The organism is Butyricicoccus porcorum, assembly GCF_051246315.1.
Classification (GTDB): Bacteria; Bacillota; Clostridia; order Oscillospirales; family Butyricicoccaceae; genus Butyricicoccus_A; species Butyricicoccus_A porcorum.
Genome location: NZ_CP178353.1, coordinates 2,778,695 through 2,802,671 on the forward strand (window position 1 = coordinate 2,778,695; position 23,977 = coordinate 2,802,671).

Consider the following 23,977-nt stretch of genomic DNA (forward strand, 5'->3'; position numbering starts at 1 on the left):
CCGGCTGAATGCTACTATCCGGCAATGTTGATGCCATATGTAGCTTAGCATATATTGAATCTGGGGAGTGCTCCACTGTTCTCCACATGTTCCTTGTAACTTGTCCACTATATCAGTTCATTATAAAAATCTTAGATTTTTGTCTTGACAACTGAGCCACTATAGACGCCCTTCTTCTTGAGCATCCGCTGATATTGTTTGTGCTGGTACTGCCAGCCCTGATCGGAATGAAGGATCAAGCCTGTGTCATCCGGAATTTTCTCAAAAGCCTTGTCCAGCATGGAAGTAACCATGCCTAATACCGGGCGATCTGAGATTGTGTAGCTGACCAGATCTCTGCTGTGCAAATCGAGAATTGGAGACAGATAGAGTTTCTCTCCGAATAAGCTGAACTCTGTTACATCGGTGACCCACTTCTGGTTCGGCTTCTCAGCGTGGAAGTCCCGATTCAGCAGATTCGGTGCAATTTTGCCGACTTCACCCTTATAAGAATGATATTTCTTCATTCTGACACGACAAACCAAGCCCAGTTCTCGCATAAGGCGCTGGACGGTCTTGTGATTCAGAGAAAAATTGCGCTTATGAAGCTCTGCTGTAATGCGGCGATAGCCATATCTTCCTTTGTTTTCGTGGTAAATTGCAGTGATTTCTTCTTTAACAGATGCATATTTGTCTGCTTTCTTCATCTGTTTCAGATGATAGTAGAAAGTTGAACGGGACAGTTGAGCGATTGAGAGAAGGATAGCAAGGGAATGTTTTTGCCTTAGTTTCTGAACTACCTGCGTTTTTTGTGCTGGCGTCGCTCGTCTTCCAAAACCAAGGCTTGCAGATTTTTTAGGTAGTCGACCTCTGCATGTAGCCGCTGGACTTCTGACAACAGATTTTCCTCCACAGCTTCAGGCAGCTTTTTTGGCCTGCCGGTGCTGTGACGACCACGACGCTCTACAGCCAGACCTTCAGGTCCTTCTGTCAGATAGATCCGTTCCCAGCTTTGAATGCGGCTATGCCCGTCAATTTCATAAATCCTGGCAGCTTCTTTATAGCTTAACCCTTCCTTGACAACCGCTTCCACTGCCCGTCGTTTGAGCTCTGGCGTATACCGCTTGTTTGGTATCCCTTTAGGCATAAAAACCTGCTAAGAAAAGTCAAGGACAAATCTTAGCAAGACGAGAAAAATATTATTGAGAAAAAAGGTATAGCAAAGCGGGCCACCGGGAATCCGCTGACCTAATGAAGCTGGGATTATTATTCCGCTGCGTACACCTCGCTCACGCGGGCGTAATAAATACGCAGGAACTTGTTGAGGGCTGCAATCTTTGCCACTTTTTAGGTTTACCCTCGGCTTCTTTTTTGAGCATATACAGATAAACAGCCGCGTCCTCGGTTGGTTTCACAGCCTTTAGGCATTTCATTACTTCATATCCGGTTTTACGAAGCAGTGAAGATCCTCGTTTAGAGATTTTACGCTGTGTCCCTGTAAAGCTGCCTGACTGAAACGGTGGCGAGTCAATCCCGGCAAAGGCAATTAGTGCGCTTCCGCTATGGAAGCGTCGAACATCGCCAATCTCGGCAATCAGCCTTGGCGCTAAAACATCACCAACGCCATTCATAGCACGAACAGTATTGTATTCGGGTAAAGTAGTTGCAAGCTCCTGCATTTGTGCTAAAATAGTTTCCAGAGTCTTGTTCACTTCTTTTAGGACTCTCACAGCCTCCAGCGTTAACATTTTGGTCGATGCGGCGCCGGAGGGCGAAGTAGGGATACCATTGCAAGCCAAGGTGTAAATTTCTTTTGCCTTGGATTCACTTGCATGGTATCCTTTCTTTTTGGCCCAGTTACAATAACACCGAACGAACTGAGCTTCACTTTTCTTTGTAATGTTGTCAAAATGCCAGTATTCCGCTACAAAATCACTGAGTTTGTCCTTTGTTGGCTCTTCCGAACGTTTTCAGCTGAGTAAGCTCTTTATTCCGGGCATAGTCCTGTCCAACAGATTAGTCAAAGCCAGTTTACTTTCAATCCGAATCGTAATATAGTGGGCGTATTGCCGCCCCAAAATTCTAAGCTGGGCGTATATTTCATCCGGCAGTATATAATCCACCAGCTTAAACCAATTGTCAATCCCGTAGTTTGCAATTCTCACGGCATCCATTTTATCGGTTTTGCCCTTGCGAATGGCCGTCGAAGCATACCGCTTCATAGACAACGGATTGACAACGCTCACAAAAAGGCCAGCTTCCTTGAAACTGGAAAGCAACGGTAGATGATAAGCTCCGGTGGCTTCCATTACGATCTGAACCTCTCCGTCAACAGCCTTGATTCGGGATATGAGCTCTTTGATCTCCGGCTCACTGTGCTGTACTTCATATGGTGAAGCAATTACTTCTCCGTATGGTCGGAGAATACAGACGGTACTTTTGACCTTCGATACATCAATGCCAACGCTTGTCATGTTGAACCCTCCTGATTGAAATCTGTAATTGTAATCCCATCTGCACTTATTGCTATTCAGTTTGGTTCGTTACGCGAAAGCCCATTCCGGTTTCAACCTGCTTAATCGAATGTTTACAATAAGGGATGGCTGGCAGTTTTTATGTCGGAGGCTTCGCTCCAAAAAGCACCACGCCAGACCAATTACTCCCTTATTGTAAAAGAATAAGCGCAAATGTGAAACACCCGTCGGTGCCTTACACTTACGCTTTTATAGTATCAAAAACACCCCATTTCTTAGTACAAGTATTATACCATACTTGTCTAACAAATGGGGGGGCAGTTCATTTTCCAGCGCTCGTTTTATTTTTTCACTTTCCAGTATCTGAGCTGTGAAAGCAACTGTCTTCTACCAATACTTTAAAAACACATCATTCGACCACCCGCCTATATCCCGAAGTACACTTCATGGTAAAACCCCCCATATTTTGATACAGTTCTCATATATCATAATACGGGGAGCCTGATAGAATGCTGACATACAAGAAAACATTCCGAAATCATATGGCAGTAAAGCTGAAACAGTATCGTCATACACACAAGCTGTCACAGGAAACCATGTCGGAATATTTGCGAATATCTCCCCGATCATATGTAGATATCGAGCATGGACGATACGGCATGTCGGCACATACGTTGGTGATGTTTATGCTCATGATGTCCGATACGGAGGTTCTGCAACTGATTGACGAGCTGGAGGAAATCGCATCAACAGAGGCCGAGGAACAATGAATCACTCGGGGGAACTTGATCGTTTAACGGCTATTCATCTGACTTTATATCATCTGGATGCCGCCGCGAAAAACCACGCGCAAATTCTGCAAACAGCTTATGCCATCTATCTGGCATGGTGCCAGCCCGCACGCCTGCTATATCCCCAGAAATGGCTGTATCCTGCCGCCGCCAGGCATTTTTTTGTGGCTGTTTCTGAAATTACACGCAGTATTGCCGGCGTTATGAATTCCATATGCCAGCGGAATCCATCCTTTGGCAAATGCTTTGAAAAACTTTCCTGTGCACAATTTATCAAGCTGGTCATCAGCCAGATACCGTCTGAAACGGCGGCATAAAAAAGGCAGGACAATCCATATTGTCCCTGTCTTTTCTTTGTGTTCATGATGTAAATCTGATATTGTTTTTCTGTTGCCCAAAACAGAATACCATCTGCATATTAAACCGATGATTTTCGGTTTTGCCTGTATTGTTTTCGATTGTATTTTTGTTTTGCTCCAGTATCCCGGATATGTGCACAGAAAAAATGCTTATCCTTTCACCATATTGGCCCGATATTCCGCATTGATTTCAGAAATCTCCTTTTCTCCGTCGATATACGGCTGGTAAATCGCTTCGATTCTACCACCGCCCAAATTGTCACATCCGTTGCAGAAATCGCATGAGCTGCCACAAACGGCAAGCGACTGATTGATAATCTGAATGCGCTCCTCACGCGTCGTGTCTTTGATTAAAATAGATTTCATTGTATCAATCCTCCTTAGATAGCATGCCTCTGAAAAATAGCAAAAACCGCCCGTTTTATACAAAACAGACGGTTTATATGGTGGAGATAAGCGGGATCGAACCGCTGACCTCTTGAATGCCATAGAAATTATAATATTCCTGCGCAACATTAAATAGGAATTTAATTTCTAATAAACATCTGATTTTGCATTGATTTTTAATTATTTTCGCACTTTTATCCTTAATTGTTTAGGGCACGCATTTAAGAAAATCTACTCAAGGTGCCTATAAAGCCGCAAAAGGTGTCGTCAAAATGTCGTCAACTAGACTTATACTTCTGTTCCATCCTCAAGCCGAAAAATGTTCTTATCCCTATACATCCCTCCGACTCTGAAGGCCATGCGTTCGAATCGCACCGGGCGTACCACTTAAAACCGCTGTTTCTCGATGAAATGGCGGTTTTTTCAACTTTTAAACCCAATAATATTATTGCCACGAACAAACTGCGAACATTTAAACCAAAAACTGCCCCGTAGCTACCCGGCCGCGGGGCTTTTCTTTCCCATCGCGCGTTTCCACTCCGACAACAAAAATAAGGCGCAGAGCTGATGCCCTGCGCCTTTTGTCATGCCTTTTCTGTCCAGCCGTACACGCCCGGTTCCCAGACATTGTTATCAACATCCGAGACCCACGTCTTGCCGTTGTGCGTCACCGTATCGCCCTTGCTATACGGGTTTGTGCTGTCCGGCTGTTCCCATTCTGGGATGACTGTTTCATCCGGAATCAACACCTTCGCCCACAGCGACGGCGCCGCATCCGGAGACCAGTCTGCCTGCGATGTGTGGGCCTGCAGGCACTTGTACAGGGTGCCGCCACGCTGTACCTTGAACCCTGCGGCATAGTCGGTGCCAACTTCCCATGCGGGGTAGTAGTCCACCATCCGCAGGGCGGTGTTATCGTCCACGTCAAGGCTGTTGATCTGCTGGTCGATCAACACACGGGTGACTTCGGATTCTGTCATGGGGATGGACTTTTCCATCTGCGCCCACCGGGCCTGCTCGACCTTCATAGCGTCGGTTTCGGATTGGGTTAATTCGACATATTGACCGTTTACAAAATTCTTCATGCCTTAACCCCCCAAACTTCAAAATATGCACCCGCCACGCACATTCCTCCCGTTTCCATAGCAATGCTGTTAATTTCCACTGCGCTTTTTTTGCCGAAGTAATCGCTTGCAACATCTACCCACAAATTGCCATCATAGGTATCTAATGTGCCGTTCTGTGGCATAGAAATTTGTTCTACTGTTGCTCTTACCCTCGCAAATACTCGGTTGTCTTTTGCTTGATAACGCCGTTTTTCGGATGCTCCAATCTCGATGAATAGCGCATAGGTAGAACTTATAGCAACATTCGCGCAAGGAATCCAATATCCCTTATTTATGGATAAATGTTTCCACCCGCTTACCCCAACGTTAGGCTGACACATAAACAAAATCTTTTTATAGGGTGTGTCAAAGTCAAAATTAACCGCCGTGACATCTTCCGATAATGTAACGCTGTCGATCAGTTCCCATGCTTCGCCAGAACCGCCCTCGGGAATCTTCACACTGACCGGGGCAGACCCGTCATAGCTGCCGGTCACGGCTCCGGTAAATGTCAGGGCGTTGGGATTGGCGAACTTCTCCGCCGCAAGCTTTGCGGCAAACTCCGCCTCCGTGCCGGTGTAGCCGCCCTCCACGGCGTAAGCATAGGCGGATTTGCCGTCTGCGCCCGGTTGGCCGTCTGCGCCGTCACTTCCCTTACTGCCGTTACGAACCTCAAATGTGCTTGTGCTTCCGTCCGTTTTTGTCACGGTAACAATGTTCGTACCGCCATCATCGGTCGATGTTGTTGTTTGAACTACGGATTCAATGCCCACGCCGTCCACGCCATCTGCTCCCGGCGATCCATTCGCGCCATCCTTACCCGGTGCGCCGTCAAACTGTCCGGAGGCCTTCGCCTCCGCCAACGCCTGCGCGATTGCATCTGCCAATGCTGCATCCGTCAGATAGCCGTTTTCTACCAGATACGCCGCCAGTTCAGCTTCATCCAGTCCCGCATCAATCGGATGTTCTTCCAGATATGCGGCAATAGCTGCTGCCAGTTTTTCGTCCGAAATTGCGCCATCTTTGATTTCCTGCGCCGCTGCCAGTACCTTATCGACCCACGACTGCTGCGGAGCAGGTGGTGTTGATACAGATGTATCAGCCAGCGCAGATGATACGCTTGTGCGGAATTTTGCCGATTTCGCCAGCGTATCGCCTACATACCAGCGAAGTTCCGCGCGACCCGCGCCAACAGTTGCAGTATCGGATGCAGATACAGTCCAGCTTACAGATGCACCGTCCTGCGTTACTGCTACAGGGTACACTGTTCCATCTTTCAGTTCATGCAACAGTTCGGCCGTACCATCGCCATACAGCTGCACCAGACCGGTACAATCAAATATAACACAGGTAGCACGATTTTCGCCCTGCCGTCCTAACGGGATGTTAATCGGTGGGCGCTGTACATTCACATTGATGTTTTTCGTATTATTACCTCCTTTTTCGGTTATAATACCAAATTTATATTTTTTGTAAACGGTAAATTTATGTTGCGCACAATGCGCACTGTAAATCAATCTGTGGACTTGTGTGCTTCCATCGTGCCGCCTTCCGCGGTAATCTCCGGCGTTTTCACCGTGACGCAATTATTCTGACCATCCCATCCGACGTCGCAGCCGGTCAGCTTCAGCAGCTCCGGAACCGACGCGAAGGAATGTCCCTTGCCTGCAATCAGGCCGTGAACCGTATGCTTTGATCCGTCAACGGAAATATTCAGCTGGTCAAAATCGACTGCACGGGTATCCGTTGCCACGTCGTATCCGGTGTCAAGACCGAGAACATTGTTGTACTGTTTCAAGCAGACATAGGTCGTGCCGTTTTTCGTGATGGCATCCAGCGTGAATTTTTCTCCACCGATTTCAAACGTTGTCTTTTCAACCATTTCATTATCCTCCTTCTTTGCCGCAACAGGCTTCTTTTCCGTCTTTTTGGAAATCAAATAATAAGACGGATCGCGTCCTACCGTAGCCCGACCGCACCAGTACAGCGGCGTGCGCACAAAGCAGCGGGACAAAATTTCAGACTTTGCATGATACTCCGGCCAGGTCTTGTACTTTTTCGTGTTCCAGTAACTGTCGATTACAGTTACACGGTCTGCGCTGTCAATCGAGGCAGCCACAACATAATGTCCACCATTCGAAAAAACCTTGTATGTATCGCCCTGATTCATAATCGCGACGCCTCCGGCGCGCAGGTGCGCCGCCAGCTCCGCGTTGCTACTGGTCGTGCGGTACGTGATGGGCCACTTCTCCGCAGCATGCTTCAGCAACGTGGACATATTGGTTCCGGCATCCCGGATGCGCGCGCCGCAGAATACCGCAAACTCGCACGCATCCTTTACCGTGATATCAGCAATGCCCAATACCATCAGCGCATTTGCCAATGATGCCGGGCCGCAGCCGGATTTGTAAATGCTGTTGCCGCCGTAGTCAACATACCGGTACGAATCAACCGTCTGTTCGTGGAACTTGGAATAGTTAATACCCATCAATCAGCCACCCCCTTGCTATACACGCCGCCGACATAGCCGCCCAGCGCACCGCCAAGCGCCAGAACCGCATCATTCTGCCCACAGACGATTGCGGCAATCAGGCCAACTCCCAGGGCACCGACTGCGCACAATTCCACGGCATTGATTTTCTCAAACATATGTATACCTCCTACATAATGTTGCCGATCACGGCACCGACTACAGCTACCCCGATAGCAGCCAGCACAGCCATGATAATGTTCAGTTTGGTTGAAATGACAGCAAAATCAACATTGCCTCTCTCAAGACGCTCATCGTGCTTGTCCAACCGGGTTTCATGCTGATTAACAAGCTCAATCAGCTGCTGTACCGCTTCGCAGGGGCAGCCATCGTGTTTGTCTCCCACGTTTACCTCCTTATTGCACGCTGTATGTTTTTATCATAGTTACCACGTTGTCCATATCGTTACCTCCCTTATCTGTTGTCCAACACGTACTGCCCCGCATGCAGGATCACATTGCGCAGCGTGTATTCCGCGACGGATAACGTATCCATTCCGTAGTAATCCACGGTGGAATCCGTATAAACGCCGTCAGTATAGTTGATTGACACGGCTGCTTCTACCGTGGCAGCAAATGTCCTTCCGCTTTCGAACCACCATTTGGACGCCGTACAAAGCGTCTTATCCTTCGACACGCTGGATGGCGCCGCGCCGGATTTATCTACCAGAAGGGAAAATCCGGTTCCGAAATACTGCGGATAGTTCTTTTTGAATGCGCACGAACAGTCCACCAACGACTGATACATCAACCCCAGCCATCGGTAATCACATACCGTTGTATAGAACTGCCATTTTTCCTTGTTGTAGTTGTGGTGGTCAATGCACATATCCGGCTGAATCAAATCCGTTATGTTCATGACTAGCTGTGTTTCAAATTCGCTTCCGGCAGATGGGCCACTGTAATTGTTCGCTGCTGTGTCCTTCGTATCTTCGCTCCGCACCTTCCAGTCCTCAACAGGGAAATTTCTGTTGATATTTACCCCGTTGGCATTGCCGCGCAGTCCGTGGTACATGCCATAGCCATTCAGACACGGGATGATATAGATATCAAAGGCCGCCCGCAGCTTGAAGAAATTTTCGTCTGTCAAAACGCTGTCGCACAGCTGCTTTGCAAACAGATAGGCATTGTATGGTGCGGCATATTCATTTCCATGCACGCCGCAGATCATCAGCAGCTTCGCCTTTCTGCATGTGCCATCATTTCCGGCGCATTCGTTGGATTCTGAAAGGGTGTACAGATATGTCTTGTATGCCGGTGTATCCGCATAGATGCTGCTGCCCGATACGCCGTTGGCATAATCGGGGTATGTCATACTGCACAGCCCCGCTGCATCTGATTTTGTCACATAGTCGGGATACGCTGTAACCAGCCCGTCAAACAGACTGTACACCTGCTCCAGCGTTTTCTCCGACAGGGTGTCGGCAGATAAATCCACGCCAGACAAATCGCCGGATACATCGCGCATAGTATAGTCGATTTCAAACCGCACAAGCGGTCGGTTGATCTTATTTTCGATTTTGACATACGCCGTGTAGGACAGATCCGTCGCAGCGCCATAATCCAAGCCGTCGCGCAGCATCGCACGGTATAAATATTGGCTGTGGTCGAAATCGGTCACCTCTGCTGACGCCTCGTAATCGATATAATCCACAAAATTTCCGTCTTTGTCATAGCGGAACAGATACAGCCATCCCAGCCGGGACGTTGTGATCTTCTGCACATCTTCCGGCAGAAAGCCTGTTCGGATACGCAGGGCAAAACTGTTTGCAGTCGGCAAACCGTCTGTACCATCCTCAGTCTTGATGTGACCCTGTTCCCACACCGGGGACAGGATATGGTCAATACTACAGATTCGTGACTGCTGGCCGCTGTCTGTTTCCTTCAGTGCCGCAATCGCCGCACCGGTTGCCGCTGCGTCTGCCGACTTTCCGGCGGCAGTCAGTTCCGTGTCCGTCAGAGTAAGCAGCTTAATATGTTCCGCATAATCTGTGTCAATCGCCGTCGTCGTTTTTACGTGTCTGGCAGTCAACCGGATTTTTGATGCCTGCGCATCTTCTGCCAGCACATCTGCAACCAAAAAATCCTGTGTAAATCCAAGATCGGACACCTTCACAAATGTACCGTCTGCGGCATACAACTGTGCCCTGACATTTGTCTGATCGTCCGCTTTGACGCGAATGACATTATCGGGTATGTAGCTGATCGTGCGGATTCGGGTGTTGTTTGTATTGTTCGTTCCATCCGAATTGATCTGTCCGCTTTCCCACAGAGAGAGTGAATTGATATTGTTTTCAAGTTCTTCTGTAAATAAACGGATGTCCTGTGTGTTCTGCTGGATCTGCTCCGCCTGTTCGGCGGTTGCGCCGGTTGTTACACCGTTGGCATCCAGCCAGGCATTGACCTGCTCATCTGTCGGGGCAACGGCATCCGGGTGCTCTTGCAAATACTGATTTGTAGCTTCCGTTACATAGCGTTCAAAGGTCTCGTCATCTCCAGCTACGCCCGCCATCTTCGCCAGACTGTCCGCCATCGCATTCCGCACATCCCGTGCATAGGTTGCATTGCGGATATTCTCGACCTCTTGCGTAATGTTAACTGCCATATTTCACTCTCCATTCGCCGGCCAGCTGCGTGATGCTGGATCGACGGCAGCCAAGCGTGTATGTGTTCTGGCTGGGGTCTGCAATATGGATTTCCTCGTCCGTGCAGTCAAACCAGCCGGACACGCCGTCCGCACTGTCGGCTACATAGATTTTGTGGCCGTATTCCAGCGGGGCATCACTGTCACCGGAATAATACAGGTCAGCTGCGCTGACGGTAATTGACTCCGGCCGGTCAAGCTGGCTGTCCACGTCGGCTTGCGCTTTTTCCTTCAGGTTCGCAGCATCCGTGACGTCCTGCCATGTTTTCACTGCCCAAATACGGCCATACTGCGCAACACCGTCAGCACATTCCACAAAGGTATGATTGTCGTTTACCGATTGGATATCCAGCGGATAATCACTCCCCTCCAGCGTCGCGCCCTGAGGAATAAGTACCGTGTAAAAATCATCCGATGATGCCGCTGTCTCGCAGGACAGCAGGTTGACACCTGCGCGCACCTCCTGCCCCTCCAGCTTCGGCAGATCCGGAATATATTCCAGACCTTTTTCTACCGTTTGCGATACTACGTTTCCATTTCCGCCTTCTTCCGTCATCACGGTATACGTGACATCGACATATCCACCCAGCCGTTCTACCAGTTTTTTCTGAATGTTTGTCAAGGTGTTCGGCAGGTCGTTGTCCTGCCGATAGACGTTGTCCGTGCTGTTGGTGACGGTACAGTCGACCGACGTAAACTGTCGCATCGGATCGTCATCTCCGATGCGCGCATTGTGCCAGTCGATCTTATCCTGCAGGTATTCCGCAGGCGATGTATCATGATAGGTCTTCCTCCACTGGATCGTGTCGTTTAGGTACGCCAGCGCGCCCTCGCAAGTGACGGATTTAATGCCGTCTGCCCGGGTGATCGGTGGAATCGGCCGACATTCAAAGATCAGCCTCCCATCCCTCCACACGCGCAAATAACACTGCCGGTCAGCAATGTACTCGTAGTATGGGTGCTCAACCGAAATATTAAATTTCAGCGTGCCTGCCCGGTTGACGCCGCGCGAAAGTATCGGGTCAATCAACATGTTCGGGCTGTGCGGATAATGCAGCACGCCGATTTTCTCGCCGTGCAGATCCAACAGCTCGATTTTGTAGATGCCAGGCGGATGTTGCGCCGTGCTGACATAAATCATGCGCATTAGTACAGCACACCTCCCCGATAATGCATCTGCACTGTGCAATTACCCTCGACTTTCACATAATGCGTCGTACCGGCACCGAACAAAAACTCCGGAAGCGTCACGCGCGGGCGAAATACACTTACATGGATCACGCCGCTGTCGTCCGTGTATTCCGGTACCGGGCCGATGTTTGTGCGATCATACCACTTGGTCGCGTCGGCAGATTCCGCATGCGACACATAAATATCGCCAAGGCTTGTAGGCCAATCCTCGCTGCCGTCGTCAATAATCTCGATTTCCAGCGCAACCGGCTTGTCCCGAGCGACAATCTCAAATATCTCCGATCCCGAAACAACGGTCGGCTCGTACTCGCGGAAAACGCCGTCGATCAGGTCAACAGTGTCCCATTCCTGCTCGTCGGTTCCGTCAGTCAGCTCGTACTTGTACGGATCACATTTCCAAGTGATTTTGATACTGCCGACATGCAACTTGGAAAATGTGGGGTCAATTTTACCTCTGGCTATGTAATAATAACCGGGGTCATTGTCAAAGATCAGTTTGCACAGCTTGCCATTGCACAGCCGAGCAATCTCACTCTGTTTATGTGGCCAAAGATCTTTAGAAAAGATACCTTCGATGATGGTAACAATCTCGCCGCGTCCATAGGTCACAAACCCGCCGTATTCTGTCGTATCAAATACGTCCGAGCTGTTCGGAATTTCTGTTTGCTGTATGTTTGGTTCGGCGGATGAAATACAGCTCTCAGGGGAGACATAAAAGCCCAGAGAGCGCACACTGGTACCGTTGATTGAGAAATTTCCAACCACTATACATACCTCCCTGCCAGATTTCTCCTGTGATCGAGATTTTCATCGACGTATGGGGTCAGAACTGCTGCCAGCTCCTTGCCGTCGATGATAAGTTTCAAAACAATCTGACCGCCGTCTGTCCGTTCCACTTTCAGGCAGGACACTACCTCTGCGAATCCAGCGGAAACCGCATCCTTGATGGCTACCAGCAGCTGCGTCAGTTCGGAGTTCGCTATGCCGTTCCCGTTGGACGAAAAACGCGCAAGGGCAGCTGCCAGACGATCATCGAGCTCCCGCCAGAGAGTTGACAACGGCAGAACAGCCTCTGCGCCAGCCTCTCCAACGCCCTTCACGCCGCTTGCAGTGTCAAACAACGTGGGTTTTGCAAATACTGCGCCGTTTTTATACCAAGTAACAGAAAATTTGGGTACGCTCGGGGGATTCAGCGAGAACGAACCAGTAATCGAGAAGTGGGGAAGCTTTATTTTCGGCAAAGACCATGTGAAATTGAATGCGTCCTTGATCTTGCTGACTGCATTTGACACTGCATCTTTTGCTGCCTGCATCTTTGTAGAAAAATAGCTTGCAACCGAAGACAACTTTGACGAAACTGTAGATGCCATGGACGACAGTGCTGTTGCAGCTGACGTTTTGATTGAATTGAATTTTGTGCTGGCGGTGGTGGCCGCAGCACTTAGTTTTGAAGACACTGCACTTTGTACCTGTCCGAACCTTGTGCTTGCTGCTGTATAGATGGAACCTGCATACTGCGACGCAGTCGACGACATTGATGACCACTTGCCAGACGCGACAGAGGTCGCTTCTGACAGCTTCCCGCTGATGGCAGCCTTCACCTCTCCCGCCTTGGTGCTGACCGTGGTGGATATCTCTGACCATTTCCCAGATGCTACCGATGCAGCTTCTGTCAACTTCCCGCTGATAGCGTCCTCAATCTCAGTCATTTTTGTTTTGACAGCTTCTGCTGCCGGAGCAAGGTATTCTGCAATCGGCGCGCCAAAATTCTGCCAGAGGAATTGCCATGGTAATGTGATGATCTGCGCTCCTGCGCTCATCACTTCGCTTATGACCATCAGACCAACCTGCACAATACCAGCAACTGTATCCAATGCACCCTGCGCAGTGTCCCCTATTGCGGATAACTTTTCAGAAATAGCATCTTTAACTCGCCCAGCGGCATCTCCCATGTCACCAAATTTTTCGGATACAACTGTTGCTAGTTCACCGATTTTACCCGCTACAGAATCCTTAATTTCCCCTGCTTTTTGCTTGATATCGTCCCAATGCGTCACGATCGCAATCGCTGCGGCCGCAACGGCTGCAACAACAATCGCAATCGGGCCAGCAAATGCAGTGAATGCTCCTCCCAGCGCCGCGAGGACGCCGGTGCCTGCACCGACCGCCGCAACGACGCCGCCAACGGCAGAAACCGTTCCGCCAATAGTACTGATCACAACACCAATGACCGCTATAACCGGGCCGACTGCTGCGGCAACGCCTGCAATAGTCACAATAGTTTTCTTGGTGCTATCATCCAGACCAGAAAATGCTGTTGCGCACGATTGCAGCTTGTCAACGATTCCAGACACAGTCGGTGTCAGAATGTCGCCAATTTGAACAGCTATTCCTTCGACTGTTGATTTCAAAATAGTCAGCTGTCCGGAAAGATTGTCCAGTTTCAGGTTTGCAATTTCTTCGGCTTTTCCGGTAGAATTTGCAATTGCATCAGCCAAACTGTTGAAATCATCGTCAGATGCAGTCACAACCGCAGACCAGCCGGAAACCGCGTCAGATCCAAATATTGCAGCCAGCGCAGCTGCACGTTCCGTTTCAGACAGGCCGCCGAGCTTGTCGCGCAACACCTGCATAGTTGCAGACAGATTTGCCGATCCGTCAGCATTCGTTTGCAGCGCAACACCATATTGCTCCATGGCTTTTGCTACAGACGAGGATGGGTTGATTAAATTTGTCAAGCCCGTCCGCAACGTAGTGCCCGCCTGGCTACCTTTGATGCCCGCGTTGGCCATAAGACCGGTCGCGAGTGCGCAGTCCTCCAGACTGATTTTCAACGCACCGCAGACCGGAGCCGTATATTTGAAAGTCTCGCCCAACAGCCCAATCGTTGTATTGGATGATGTCGCCGCCGCTGTCAGCACATCTGCCATGCGGCCAGATTCACTCGCCGCCATTCCAAACGCTGTCAGGCCATCTGTCAGGATGTCAGAAACAGTACCCAAATCCTCTCCGGATGCCGCGGCTGCATTCATGACGCCCGCCAGTCCGTCCATCATCTGCTGGGTATCCCAGCCCGCCATGGCCATGTACTTCATAGCCTCTGCGGATTCGGTAGCGCTGAATTGCGTCTTCGATCCCATTTCAAGGGCTTTGTCGCGAAGCTGGTCGAGCTCATCGCCCGTCGCTCCGGAGATTGCCGCAACTTCCGACATGGCGCTGTCAAAATCAGCGGTAACTTTGACCGCTGCCGTTCCCACACCGACCAGAGGAACCGTCAAATGGGTGGTCAATGTCTTGCCTACATCACTGACCTTTGAACCAAGCTGGCGCAGCTTGTCGCCCACGCCCTGCATGTTCGTGCCGACCTGGTACAGGCGATTGCTGTTTGTTTCGATATCGCTGTTTACCGCATCGATGCGCCCTTGCAGGGTCTGCATGTTACGCTCCAGCGTGCCGATCTGCACCGCCAGTCGTTGTGCCGTCTCGGAATCTTCTCCCTCTGCGTCGCAAGCCTCTTGATACTTCTGTTTCAGATTTTCCAAACGGGCAGACTGAAGTTTGAACTTTTCAGTCAGCAACTGTGCGTTGTTTTTCAAGGACTCCGTAACTTTTCCAAAATCTACGATTCCGGTTTTGGAATCCCTGAATTTCGTTTGCAGCTTGGACAGAGACTGAACTGTTTCGCTCAACCCTTGACTGAATTTTGAACTATCCAACGATAACTTGACGATCAGATCGCTCAGCGTTGCCATTCATCTCCGCCCCCTCCATTTAGAAAGTTTAGGTGCTGTTCAGTCAGCACAATGATTTTACGGAGCGTCGAATGCCAGAATTCGTGATCGCTCAGCCGCAGAACAACACGTCCGATATAGTACAAAACCGCCCAGTCCAACCCTCCCGGGGAAGACTGGGCGGTTGCATCAGCGTGTTCCGGCTCTGATTCATTCCACAGCTGTGCTAAAAATCCTGCGGCGCATCCTTGCTGCAAACATCCGGCGGCTGATCCGCCACTGACGCTGTCGGTACGGCAATGTTAAATGCGTCGACAATGGCATCGGAGATGATGCTCATGCCATCGACCGCAATCATCGCGCCTACATCCTTGATGGTGAGATTCGGATCTTCATGCAGCAAGCCTGCCCACAAGGTTGCACGGATCGCCCTGAACGATCCAGTCTGCACTTCCTTCAGGGCATCAGCATGTCCGCCATAGACATCCTCCAGCTCAGCGAGCGCGTTGAGATCAAACAACAGATGCCGCTGTTTGCAATCGCTCAGCATAACAGGCACTTTCTTCGGTTTGATTGCAGATAAGTCGTACATTTACGATGCCTCCGATCCACCCGGCACGGCTGTAAACCATGCGTCAATGTCTTCTTTCGTCAGCGGCACAAGTGTGCCGCCTTCGCCTTTTTTCCTGTCCTTGGTACGCTCCCATGCGCCATTATCAATGCGCGGATACGCCGTACCCTTGTAGGTCTGCTGCACGTAGGACGGCGTTTTCTCGGCGGTTTTGCGCTCCTTTTCCGGCAGCTCGAACTGGACACGGTACAGGCATTCCAGCTCATATTTGCCCGGAGAATATTCCGTGATATACATGACCGCAAAAAACGGAGCAACGTCGTTTTTGCTTTTAACCATCTCGCCGTCCTCGTAGGTGTGGCCCAGCAGTTTGGCGTGTACCTCCGGAGCATCACTGTCCTTTGTGATTTCGATGCTGATATCACCCGGCATAGTAACACGCTCCGCGAGTACATCATCCGAATAAACCTCGGCTGACTCCGTACTCGGCGAAACCTTCACCGCATTCGTCCACGGCGACGGAAACGGCGTATCATACACCGTCCCGGATTCCGATTCGCTGATAATCTCTGCAAAATACAACTTGCGCACGCTCTGACGGCGCAGCGTATGCTCAGCAGTAGATGCACTCATGATTTACTCCACTCCTTCCATCTGCTCCCAGCAGGAGCAGGATACCGTTTTTGTATACAATCCCAGCGAGACAGACCAACCATCCGCGCCGATTGTGACATTGTCAAATCCGGCGGCATCCAGACACGCCCGAACTGCACGCGAAATTTCATGCAGATTGTTTTCCAAGGAATACAGGTTGATCCGGAAACAGACTTCATCCGTAACCGGTGCGTCGTCTGAATGGAACAAAGGATCTCGCTTCGTCTCGAATACGGCCATATGCGGGTATGCTTTTTCATCCGCCGATACAATCTGATAGATCGGCAGATTGCCGTTTTTGTCCGGTTTCAGGTACCTCGTAACGCTTTCACATCCGCGCAGCGCGCGTACAACATCTGCGGATGTAATCACTTAACCACCCACTTTCTTTTTTAATTCAGATTCAAGTATATTTTCGGCATCCGATGCCTTTGCATCGGCGGCAGTTTGCAGCCAATAGCGCGGCGTTTCGTGTTCTCTGCCGTATTCACCAAACTTTCCGTAGAAAAATGGTCCATTCTGTAGGCCTCCGTTAAACGTAACGCCGACAAAGGAACTTGCCGTATCAACAACAACGTTGTCAGCAAGGTGCTGACCCGTCCGCCAGCTGTTTTTTACTGTCGCCTGCCGCGGGGAAGCTGTCCGCGGAATAGTGTTCGCCGCTTCTGCACGAATAGGCTCAGCTGCGAGTTCAAGCATAGCTTTGACCTCGTTCGGCTTCGGCTGCATCGCTTTCAGCTGTGCGACTAAATCCTCGATGCCCTCAATCTTGATATCCGCACTCATGCTCCCACATCCAAATCCGTAGTTGCAGTAATATGCAGTTCCCGGTGTCCATCGTTTGGATCAACGATGCCAACGATTGCATACGGCGTATCGTTGTAATACACACGCATATCCGGCGTAATCCCCGTGCGATAGCGGATTGTGAACAGCGTCGTGTTCTCGTAATTCACAGCATCGGCATAAAGGAACCTCCGGAAGCTGGAACAGTTCACGCCGCACCACACTGTGCATACAGGCTCCCAGCATTCGCTGGTTGCGCCGTCCGTATCGAACAACATCCGACGCTTGATCGTCACCCGCCGATTCAGCTTACTTGCAATTTCATTCATCCGCTGCCTCCGCTCCGCAGCTGGAGCAGCAGACCTCGCGCACCCGCCGGAATATCCGGGGAATCGCGGCGGTCATAAAAGTGCAGCACCAGCACATTCCGCAGCAGCTTCCACGTGGGGTCTTCAGGCTGTTCCGGCACGCCGGATTTTGCCATATACGCCTCTGCGCTGGCAATCAGCGACTGCAACAGGTCATCCTCACCTGATCCGTCGATGCGCAGATACGCTTTTACCTCCAGCAGTTCATCCATCATTCAGCTACCACATACGTCTTCTTTACGACGGCCTTTTCATCGACCTTCTTCGCATCCAGATAGCACAGGGCACGGATTTCCGGTGCGGCATTCACCCACGCATCGCCGCCAACATCGGTCGATGCGATTTCGATGCCGCTGCGTTCAAACAGCGTGCCAAATGCGGAAAACTTTCCGATATAGATCGGAGCCTTGCCGGTATCGTTCGGAAGCAGGTCATCGTCCATGTAGTAGATCGACTTGCCCTTGATTCGGTAGGTATCCGGATCTGCCGGATTCGGCACCAGCAGCGGACGGCCCTTGTCATCGGTCAGCTGATCCAGTGCATTGTATCCCGACTGATTTGTCAGCACGCTCGCACCGCGCGAATGCGCCGTATTCAAATCCTTGTTCAGCGCGGTTTTCAGTCCGGACAGTTCTGCTCCCGCAGAAAGATCTTTCGCAACCAACGAGTTCATCAGGGATTTCAGCAAGTCGTTTTTGGTCATGACATGCCGAACAGCAAACCACCGGGAAATATATGCCATCAGGACACCCGGCTCTGCGTTCAGCAGTTCCTGGGACACCGGGAGGCGATCGCCGTATTTGTTCACGCTGTATTCAATCTTACGAAATGCCGGCTGCGAATCCGTTCCAATTTCCGAAGCTTCACCGATCTTGGGAAGCGCCTTTGCGCCAGATGTCGCAACAGCACGCCATCCAGACATCGCGGTCACGCGTTCGGCGGCAAACAGTGTGGACAAGTCAAAATACTCTTTCTCGTCCTCGTGCAGCATATTGTCAAAGTCGATCGGGGCCAGGAACCCGCCATCTGAACCTGTCGGGTCGCCTCCCGAAATGGTCAGGACATTGACCAGAGGTGCCATCGACTCCATGCTCACGGCCCGTCTCGTCGAGATGCCTGTGCAAATCGCCTCTGTCCATGCAGTGACATACTCGCGTTCGTTGCGCAGGTTATCGATACGGGAACGGCGCATATTGTCCTGCCGCTGTTCCTGCTGCACATCATGCAGGTTGATCATATGGGCATTATTCTCGTCAAAATCTCCGCGCGCGGCCAGCAGGCGCTCGTAATTATCGATTTCCGAATTCAGGCGATCTGCCTCCGCCATCTGCGTGTCAAACTCGGCAGAATTTCCCGCTTCCAGCGCGGCCTGCGCCTGATCCAGCACATTTTTCAACTGCTGGCGCAGATTGATGATTTTACGTTTCATGATTTCCTCCTTATCTGCGCGCCCTTGCCAGCCTCAGCTGGGCGGCACGCATGGCATCGGTTTTTGGTTTTTCCTGCAATGCATTGCGCAGTGCAGTTGTGTCCAATTTGGACACGCAGTCTACAACTTCGGATACGCGATATGCTGACCGCATCAGGTTGCTGACATCAGGCGGCTGTGCATTGTCGGAAAACAGTTCGCCGTCGGCGAAACCCAACCGAATCGCCGTAGATGCAGACATAAACGTCGTCTCATCCATCATCCTGCCGATTTCCTCCGCAGACAGACCAGTTTTCCTCATGTACGCAGCCACGATACCGTCTTTCGATTCGCGCAGCATCTGCATAGCGCGTTGCATGTCATGGATATCACCCTCTGCACTCGTAAGTGGGTTGTGAATCATCATCATGGCTGTTGGACTGATTAACACAGTATCTCCCGCCATAGCGATGACTGACGCTGCGCTGCAAGCCTCGCTATCGATTTTGACAGTCACATTACCGTGATCGCGCAGAGCCGTGTAGATCGCCGACGCTGCAAAAACTGATCCGCCGGGCGAATTAATCCAGACAGTCAGGGGGCCTTCAACAGAACGGATTTCCTGTATGATAGCTGGTGCGGATTTGTCTGGCAGACCAAGCATCCACTCAAGTAGTCCCTGTTCGGATGTGATCTTACCCTCAATCCGCAGCTCCGCGCCTCCGTCACCGTTTTTGTTGACACTCCAAAAACTCATTTTTCACCTCCGTTGCGTCGCTGGCTAAGATCTGCAAAATCCTCCAGCGGCACATAGTTGAGCGATGCATACCGCACATCGCCGCCCGGCACGGACGGCATGTCCTCCAGATGCAGGATATCGTTTGCGGAAAACGCGCCGATCTCCCGCATGTTTTTGTACCACGTTCCCCGGGCAGCCGTGTCTCCCCTGAGCATGGCCATCATGTTCCTGCGCACCCACAGCCCTCGGCTGATATCTGCATCAGACAGCAGCTTGTAGGTGTCCTCTTGCTCTCGATTTGTCAGCATCGGCTGAACCGTTCGGGAAACAAACTCGATGGAATTCTGTTCATTGCTGTTGTAGCTCTGTTTCCCGGCGTTCAGCATATACAGCGGAACGCCAAAGAATCGTGCGATATCCTCCACGCTAATTGCCTTGTTTTCCACAAACTGTGCATCGCTGTTGCTGATGGCAATAGGCGTATATTTCAGCCCAAGATCGAGCACAGCGATCCGGAAGGCATTATCTACGCCGCTATACGTCTTCTCCCATTCCGCCCGTATTTTGTCCTTTGATTCCGGCGACAGATCGCCATCAACAGACAGAACGCCGGGAATCTGTGCATTTTTTCGGTAGAAATTGCTTTCGTACTGCTGTGCCATACGTGCGGTGTTGATGGTATCTGCCGCCCGCCGCAGGACTGCGATACCATTCACGCCATCCTCGCTGTATGCGGGATAGTTCAGCACATCCTGATCGGACAGCTTGCGCTGCTCTCCCGTGGTCGGGTTCGTAAATCCGTACCACAGAACCCCGGAAGAATCGTAGAACGGTGTGACATAATCCGGGGGCAACGGTATCAGCTCAACCGGCTCTGCGAAGCGATTACGCCCGATCAGCGCGTATGCATTTCCCTTCAATAGATAGTTGCATGTCAGCAGATGCTCATAGGTATATCGGCTCATTGCCTCATTCGGCCGGAGCTTGAGTACCCGATCAAGGGGATGTTCTACCCGTTCATACGTTCTGGAGTTGACAACATATGCTGGCAGCTTCGCGCAGGCATTTGCGATGATTTCCACGCATGCACTGACGGCGCTGAGTTTCATGGCTGTTCGCCGGGACGTTCCATCAAATGGCCCGTTGCCGGTCAGCCAACCGGCTGGGTTGTCCAGTGTGAGGACATTCGCGGATACACCCGCCGACATATTTTTCACGGTCGCGGACAAGCCGGACTTCATCAGGTCAACCAGCATTGCCGTCACCGCCGATCAGGAACGAAGCGACTACCAGTAGTACTCCCGCTGTGAAAAACGACAGCGCAGCGCACACCAACCATGCGGCATACACAATGCAGCCGCATCCGGCGACGCACATTACATCAGGTATTGCGCCGGTCAATACCTTGCGCACAGTCGGCAAATACGTTTTGATTCGTTTCATCAGTTTCATCACAGGCTCCAATTGTCAGATTTAATTTTCTCGTTGATGTCCGGCGCTGTGTTCAACATCGCCGTCGCCATGGCAATGATCAGCGCCACTATCAGGTCGATTCGATCAATACTCTTGTTTTTCATCGGCTTGATGTTTTCATTGCCATCCGTCGCACACCGAACGTTACCAAAGCACCAGCGTGCAGTCGGATTCGCCTCGTGGATCAGATTCCCTTCGCGCAGCAGGCGTTCTACCTGCTTCATAGCTGGGGACATTTCCCGCATTGTCTGCGGGATTTCCACGATATCCTGACCGGTATCCATCAGGTTCTGCGTCAGCATGCGGGACAGATACGGGTCGACACCCAGCTGTTTCAAGCGGTACATCTGCGCCGCTTCACGCACGGCCTGCTCGATGTCGCCAAAGTTGATCGTGTCTCCGTCGCTCATGGTCACAAATCCCTGTTGTGACCATCGCTCAAATGGCACATGATCGCGCCGCTCTCTTTTGCGGATTGCCTCGCTGGTAATCCACGCCCGCCAGAATACAACGCACCAGCAATCCAGCCCCTCCTGCGGAGGAAATACCAGCGCCATCGCCGACAGGTCGGTCGTGCTGGACAGATCAAGCCCGCCATAACAGACCTTTCCGGTCAGCTCCGGCAGATCAGCAACCGTTGAATCAAACAATGTCAGTGGCAACCAACCAACTGTCTTGACGGCAATCCACTGATTCAGACGCAGCCAGCGGAACAGACGCTCACGCGCTGGATTTTGCCGCGCATCGCGCGCTTCTGCCCGTAGGGTATCGATCGACAGCGAGTATCCGAGAGACGGATTGCACGCATACCACAACGCCTCGTCGTAGATGTCAAGATCCTTGATCTCGTCCGGGTCATCCGGCAGGCCATACACGATCGGCAGCCAAAGCGGATCATCATAGGTGTTCTCGGTGTCGCCCGCGCGATATCGCAGAATTGTCCGTGCCTTTTCGTGGACTTCCCAGCCGATGGAATTGCGGTCGGGGTCATCGCCCGCCGTCGTCAGGACAATCCAGACCGGTTGTTCACGGGCCGCGCCTGCGCCGAATGTCATGACGTCCCACAGATCGCGATTCGGCTGGGCGTGCAGCTCGTCGAAGATGACACAGGACGGGGAATATCCATGCTTGGAGTATGCTTCAGCAGACAGAACCTTGAGCACTGTGCCGGATGCACGGTCAACCATCTCTCGCGTGCTCTCTCGCACCTTGATGCGCTTGGACAGCAGCTTGGATGCCTGCACCATCGTCAGCGCGGCTCGATAGATGATGCTCGCATTGTCGCGGTCTGCAGCGACGATATAAACTTCGCCGTTTTTCTCGCCGTCTGCGACCAGATGGTACAGGCCCAGCCCTGCCGCAAGTTCACTCTTTCCGTTCTTCTTGGGGATTTCCAGATACAGGTACTGATATATGCGCCGCCCAGTATCATCCACGTTGCCGTAGAAATCATCAACCGCATCCACCTGCCACGGCAGCAGTTGGAACGGCTGTCCGGCCCATTTGCCGCGCGTGAATGTCAGGCATTCCAGAAACGCAACGACAAATGCCGCAGCGTCCGGGCTATACAACGCCGCGCCTGCTTTCAAGCAGCTTGCTCAGTGGGTCATCGGCAGAATCATCCGGCGGAGCTTTCGGGATTGCCCGCAGTGCCGAAGAGATTGTCATCACGCACTCCTTCTCGATGTCCAGCAGCATGCGCCGTTTGGCCTGTACCTGTTTGTCCAGGGCTACAACCTGGCCTTGCAGCTGGGCGGACAAACGGAAGTAATCCACTGGCTTGATATAGTCATCGTCGTCCGGCGACTGGTCTTCAAAAGCCTGATCGAGCGCCAAAGCGCGCTGATGGAAGACTTCGCGCTTCCGCTCGAAGTCCGCGCACTCGGCAGCAATCAGCGCATAGCGATTGATGACCTGCTCGTATAGCGCATCGGACTTGCCGATCTTCCGGAGCAACTTGCGCACCCGCAGGAAGACGGCATGCGCAGCCGGATCGGCGGCGACTGCTTTACTCTCGACCAAGTTCTCGCCGGTCAGCAATGCATTCTCATGCGCCTCGCGCCAGTCAAGCTCGGCGTTTGTTCGATGACCGGATTTTTCCATCCGGATCACGTTTGCAGGCTTCGATGGTCTGCCCACTGCAGTTCCTCCTTTCTGGCTTCATTCTTCGATTTCGGGAAATTTTTTCACGCTGAGAGGGGGCGCGGTCCTAGGGGGCCGAAATCCGAAACTTTTTGACCCCGGGGAGCATCCCGAAAGCCTTTGGCTTTCGCCCCGCGCGCCCGCCTGCCTGTGCATGCATGCCTGCGCGAGACGCCGCAAAATCACTCGCGCAAAAGCAGCCCGTTTTCCATCGTTTCACGTATGGTTTTTGCCGAATGGCAGGCATGGCAAAGCGATTGCAGGTTGTTTTTGTCTGTGAACAGCCGCCAGTCTCCACCGTGCGGCGTGATGTGATCGACATCGGTGGCACGCACGCGCTCTCCACGCTTCGCACACTCGCGGCAGAACGGTTCGGCGAGCAGGTGCTCCCGTCTGAGGCGACGCCATACGGCGGACGAATACATCGAATGTCGCGTTGCCGCCGCCACGCTTTTTCTGGGCCTGTGCTTGTCACAGTACCCAACTGACGTCAGGACGCTGCATCCCGGATGCCTGCACGGGCGCAGCGGTTTGTATGGCATGTTGTCACCTCCGGAAAAACAAAAAGAGCCATCACACCACCGGCACGCAATGTGCTGATGATGTGATGGCTCTGGCTCTCAGGCTCTGGCGCAAGAAATTATT

26 protein-coding genes and 2 pseudogenes are annotated in these 23,977 nt (G+C 51.6%); 2 read left to right on the forward strand and 26 right to left on the reverse strand.

The genetic code is table 11. The features are described from left to right. Positions 1-131: 131 nt before the first annotated feature. The 3 genes and pseudogenes from ACLM7Z_RS13735 to ACLM7Z_RS13745 form a co-directional block, all read right to left on the reverse strand. Positions 132-755: pseudogene (locus ACLM7Z_RS13735) on the reverse strand (IS3 family transposase); the annotation flags it as partial. A 20-nt stretch (positions 756-775) separates the two neighbouring features. Then, on the reverse strand, positions 776-1,126 hold the full coding sequence (locus ACLM7Z_RS13740; RefSeq protein WP_435645334.1) for a transposase: 351 nt from the start codon (positions 1,124-1,126) through the stop codon (positions 776-778). A 119-nt stretch (positions 1,127-1,245) separates the two neighbouring features. Continuing rightward, positions 1,246-2,453, reverse strand: a pseudogene (locus ACLM7Z_RS13745) (IS110 family transposase). Between the two features lie 509 nt (positions 2,454-2,962). Here ACLM7Z_RS13745 and ACLM7Z_RS13750 point away from each other — a divergent pair. Beyond that, complete coding sequence (locus tag ACLM7Z_RS13750) at positions 2,963-3,223, forward strand: helix-turn-helix transcriptional regulator (RefSeq protein ID WP_435645335.1); 261 nt, start codon at positions 2,963-2,965, stop codon at positions 3,221-3,223. Then, positions 3,220-3,561 (forward strand): hypothetical protein, encoded by a 342-nt coding sequence (locus ACLM7Z_RS13755; protein ID WP_435645336.1) that lies wholly within the window; start codon positions 3,220-3,222, stop codon positions 3,559-3,561. Before ACLM7Z_RS13750 ends, ACLM7Z_RS13755 begins: the two co-directional genes overlap by 4 nt. A gap of 192 nt (positions 3,562-3,753) precedes the next feature. On the opposite strand, the gene ACLM7Z_RS13760 is transcribed toward ACLM7Z_RS13755, so the two are convergent. From ACLM7Z_RS13760 to ACLM7Z_RS13870, 23 genes are all read right to left on the reverse strand, one after another. After that, the gene (locus tag ACLM7Z_RS13760; protein WP_087017477.1) at positions 3,754-3,969 is read right to left on the reverse strand and encodes a hypothetical protein; all 216 of its coding nucleotides are present in this window, start codon (positions 3,967-3,969) and stop codon (positions 3,754-3,756) included. Positions 3,970-4,574: 605 nt separating this feature from the next. Next, on the reverse strand, positions 4,575-4,970 hold the full coding sequence (locus ACLM7Z_RS13765) for a carbohydrate-binding protein (RefSeq protein WP_435645337.1): 396 nt from the start codon (positions 4,968-4,970) through the stop codon (positions 4,575-4,577). Positions 4,971-5,071: 101 nt separating this feature from the next. After that, complete coding sequence (locus ACLM7Z_RS13770) at positions 5,072-6,682, reverse strand: hypothetical protein (protein ID WP_435645338.1); 1,611 nt, start codon at positions 6,680-6,682, stop codon at positions 5,072-5,074. Then, positions 6,610-7,584, reverse strand: coding sequence for a C39 family peptidase (locus ACLM7Z_RS13775; protein WP_435645339.1), 975 nt, complete (start codon positions 7,582-7,584; stop codon positions 6,610-6,612). The genes ACLM7Z_RS13770 and ACLM7Z_RS13775 overlap by 73 nt, the downstream gene beginning before the upstream one ends. Next, positions 7,584-7,745 carry a hypothetical protein gene (locus tag ACLM7Z_RS13780; RefSeq protein ID WP_435645340.1) on the reverse strand — a complete coding sequence of 54 codons (162 nt, stop codon included), beginning with the start codon at positions 7,743-7,745 and terminating at the stop codon, positions 7,584-7,586. The genes ACLM7Z_RS13775 and ACLM7Z_RS13780 overlap by 1 nt, the downstream gene beginning before the upstream one ends. Positions 7,746-7,756: 11 nt before the next feature. After that, positions 7,757-7,972 carry a hypothetical protein gene (locus ACLM7Z_RS13785; protein ID WP_435645341.1) on the reverse strand — a complete coding sequence of 72 codons (216 nt, stop codon included), beginning with the start codon at positions 7,970-7,972 and terminating at the stop codon, positions 7,757-7,759. Positions 7,973-8,040: 68 nt separating this feature from the next. Next, positions 8,041-10,230 (reverse strand): M14 family zinc carboxypeptidase, encoded by a 2,190-nt coding sequence (locus tag ACLM7Z_RS13790; RefSeq protein ID WP_435645342.1) that lies wholly within the window; start codon positions 10,228-10,230, stop codon positions 8,041-8,043. Then, positions 10,220-11,416, reverse strand: coding sequence for a phage tail protein (locus ACLM7Z_RS13795; RefSeq protein WP_435645343.1), 1,197 nt, complete (start codon positions 11,414-11,416; stop codon positions 10,220-10,222). Before ACLM7Z_RS13795 ends, ACLM7Z_RS13790 begins: the two co-directional genes overlap by 11 nt. Next, the gene (locus ACLM7Z_RS13800) at positions 11,416-12,225 is read right to left on the reverse strand and encodes a hypothetical protein (RefSeq protein ID WP_435645344.1); all 810 of its coding nucleotides are present in this window, start codon (positions 12,223-12,225) and stop codon (positions 11,416-11,418) included. The genes ACLM7Z_RS13795 and ACLM7Z_RS13800 overlap by 1 nt, the downstream gene beginning before the upstream one ends. After that, positions 12,225-15,212 carry a phage tail tape measure protein gene (locus ACLM7Z_RS13805; RefSeq protein ID WP_435645345.1) on the reverse strand — a complete coding sequence of 996 codons (2,988 nt, stop codon included), beginning with the start codon at positions 15,210-15,212 and terminating at the stop codon, positions 12,225-12,227. The genes ACLM7Z_RS13800 and ACLM7Z_RS13805 overlap by 1 nt, the downstream gene beginning before the upstream one ends. A gap of 205 nt (positions 15,213-15,417) precedes the next feature. Next, positions 15,418-15,783: a hypothetical protein gene (locus ACLM7Z_RS13810; protein ID WP_273348982.1), complete on the reverse strand. Its 366-nt coding sequence runs from the start codon at positions 15,781-15,783 to the stop codon at positions 15,418-15,420. Continuing rightward, positions 15,784-16,395 carry a major tail protein gene (locus ACLM7Z_RS13815; RefSeq protein ID WP_273348981.1) on the reverse strand — a complete coding sequence of 204 codons (612 nt, stop codon included), beginning with the start codon at positions 16,393-16,395 and terminating at the stop codon, positions 15,784-15,786. 3 nt (positions 16,396-16,398) lie between these two features. Next, the gene (locus ACLM7Z_RS13820; RefSeq protein WP_273348980.1) at positions 16,399-16,788 is read right to left on the reverse strand and encodes a hypothetical protein; all 390 of its coding nucleotides are present in this window, start codon (positions 16,786-16,788) and stop codon (positions 16,399-16,401) included. Further along, entirely contained in the window at positions 16,789-17,202 is a 414-nt protein-coding gene (locus ACLM7Z_RS13825) for an HK97-gp10 family putative phage morphogenesis protein (protein WP_273348979.1), read from the reverse strand. After that, positions 17,199-17,531, reverse strand: a complete 333-nt coding sequence (locus ACLM7Z_RS13830; RefSeq protein ID WP_273348978.1) for a phage head closure protein — start codon at positions 17,529-17,531, stop codon at positions 17,199-17,201. Before ACLM7Z_RS13830 ends, ACLM7Z_RS13825 begins: the two co-directional genes overlap by 4 nt. Then, a complete protein-coding gene (locus ACLM7Z_RS13835; RefSeq protein WP_273348977.1) occupies positions 17,528-17,785 on the reverse strand; it encodes a head-tail connector protein in 258 nt (85 codons plus the stop codon). Before ACLM7Z_RS13835 ends, ACLM7Z_RS13830 begins: the two co-directional genes overlap by 4 nt. Then, complete coding sequence (locus ACLM7Z_RS13840; protein WP_273348976.1) at positions 17,782-18,999, reverse strand: phage major capsid protein; 1,218 nt, start codon at positions 18,997-18,999, stop codon at positions 17,782-17,784. Before ACLM7Z_RS13840 ends, ACLM7Z_RS13835 begins: the two co-directional genes overlap by 4 nt. 10 nt (positions 19,000-19,009) lie before the next feature. Continuing rightward, positions 19,010-19,735: a head maturation protease, ClpP-related gene (locus ACLM7Z_RS13845; protein ID WP_273348975.1), complete on the reverse strand. Its 726-nt coding sequence runs from the start codon at positions 19,733-19,735 to the stop codon at positions 19,010-19,012. After that, positions 19,732-20,973 carry a phage portal protein gene (locus tag ACLM7Z_RS13850; RefSeq protein ID WP_435645346.1) on the reverse strand — a complete coding sequence of 414 codons (1,242 nt, stop codon included), beginning with the start codon at positions 20,971-20,973 and terminating at the stop codon, positions 19,732-19,734. Before ACLM7Z_RS13850 ends, ACLM7Z_RS13845 begins: the two co-directional genes overlap by 4 nt. Then, complete coding sequence (locus ACLM7Z_RS13855) at positions 20,963-21,160, reverse strand: hypothetical protein (protein ID WP_435645347.1); 198 nt, start codon at positions 21,158-21,160, stop codon at positions 20,963-20,965. The genes ACLM7Z_RS13850 and ACLM7Z_RS13855 overlap by 11 nt, the downstream gene beginning before the upstream one ends. A gap of 8 nt (positions 21,161-21,168) precedes the next feature. After that, positions 21,169-22,761: a terminase large subunit gene (locus ACLM7Z_RS13860; protein ID WP_435645348.1), complete on the reverse strand. Its 1,593-nt coding sequence runs from the start codon at positions 22,759-22,761 to the stop codon at positions 21,169-21,171. Further along, entirely contained in the window at positions 22,754-23,329 is a 576-nt protein-coding gene (locus ACLM7Z_RS13865) for a hypothetical protein (RefSeq protein WP_435645349.1), read from the reverse strand. Before ACLM7Z_RS13865 ends, ACLM7Z_RS13860 begins: the two co-directional genes overlap by 8 nt. A gap of 185 nt (positions 23,330-23,514) precedes the next feature. Then, positions 23,515-23,874: an HNH endonuclease gene (locus ACLM7Z_RS13870; protein WP_435645350.1), complete on the reverse strand. Its 360-nt coding sequence runs from the start codon at positions 23,872-23,874 to the stop codon at positions 23,515-23,517. Positions 23,875-23,977 lie beyond the last annotated feature (103 nt).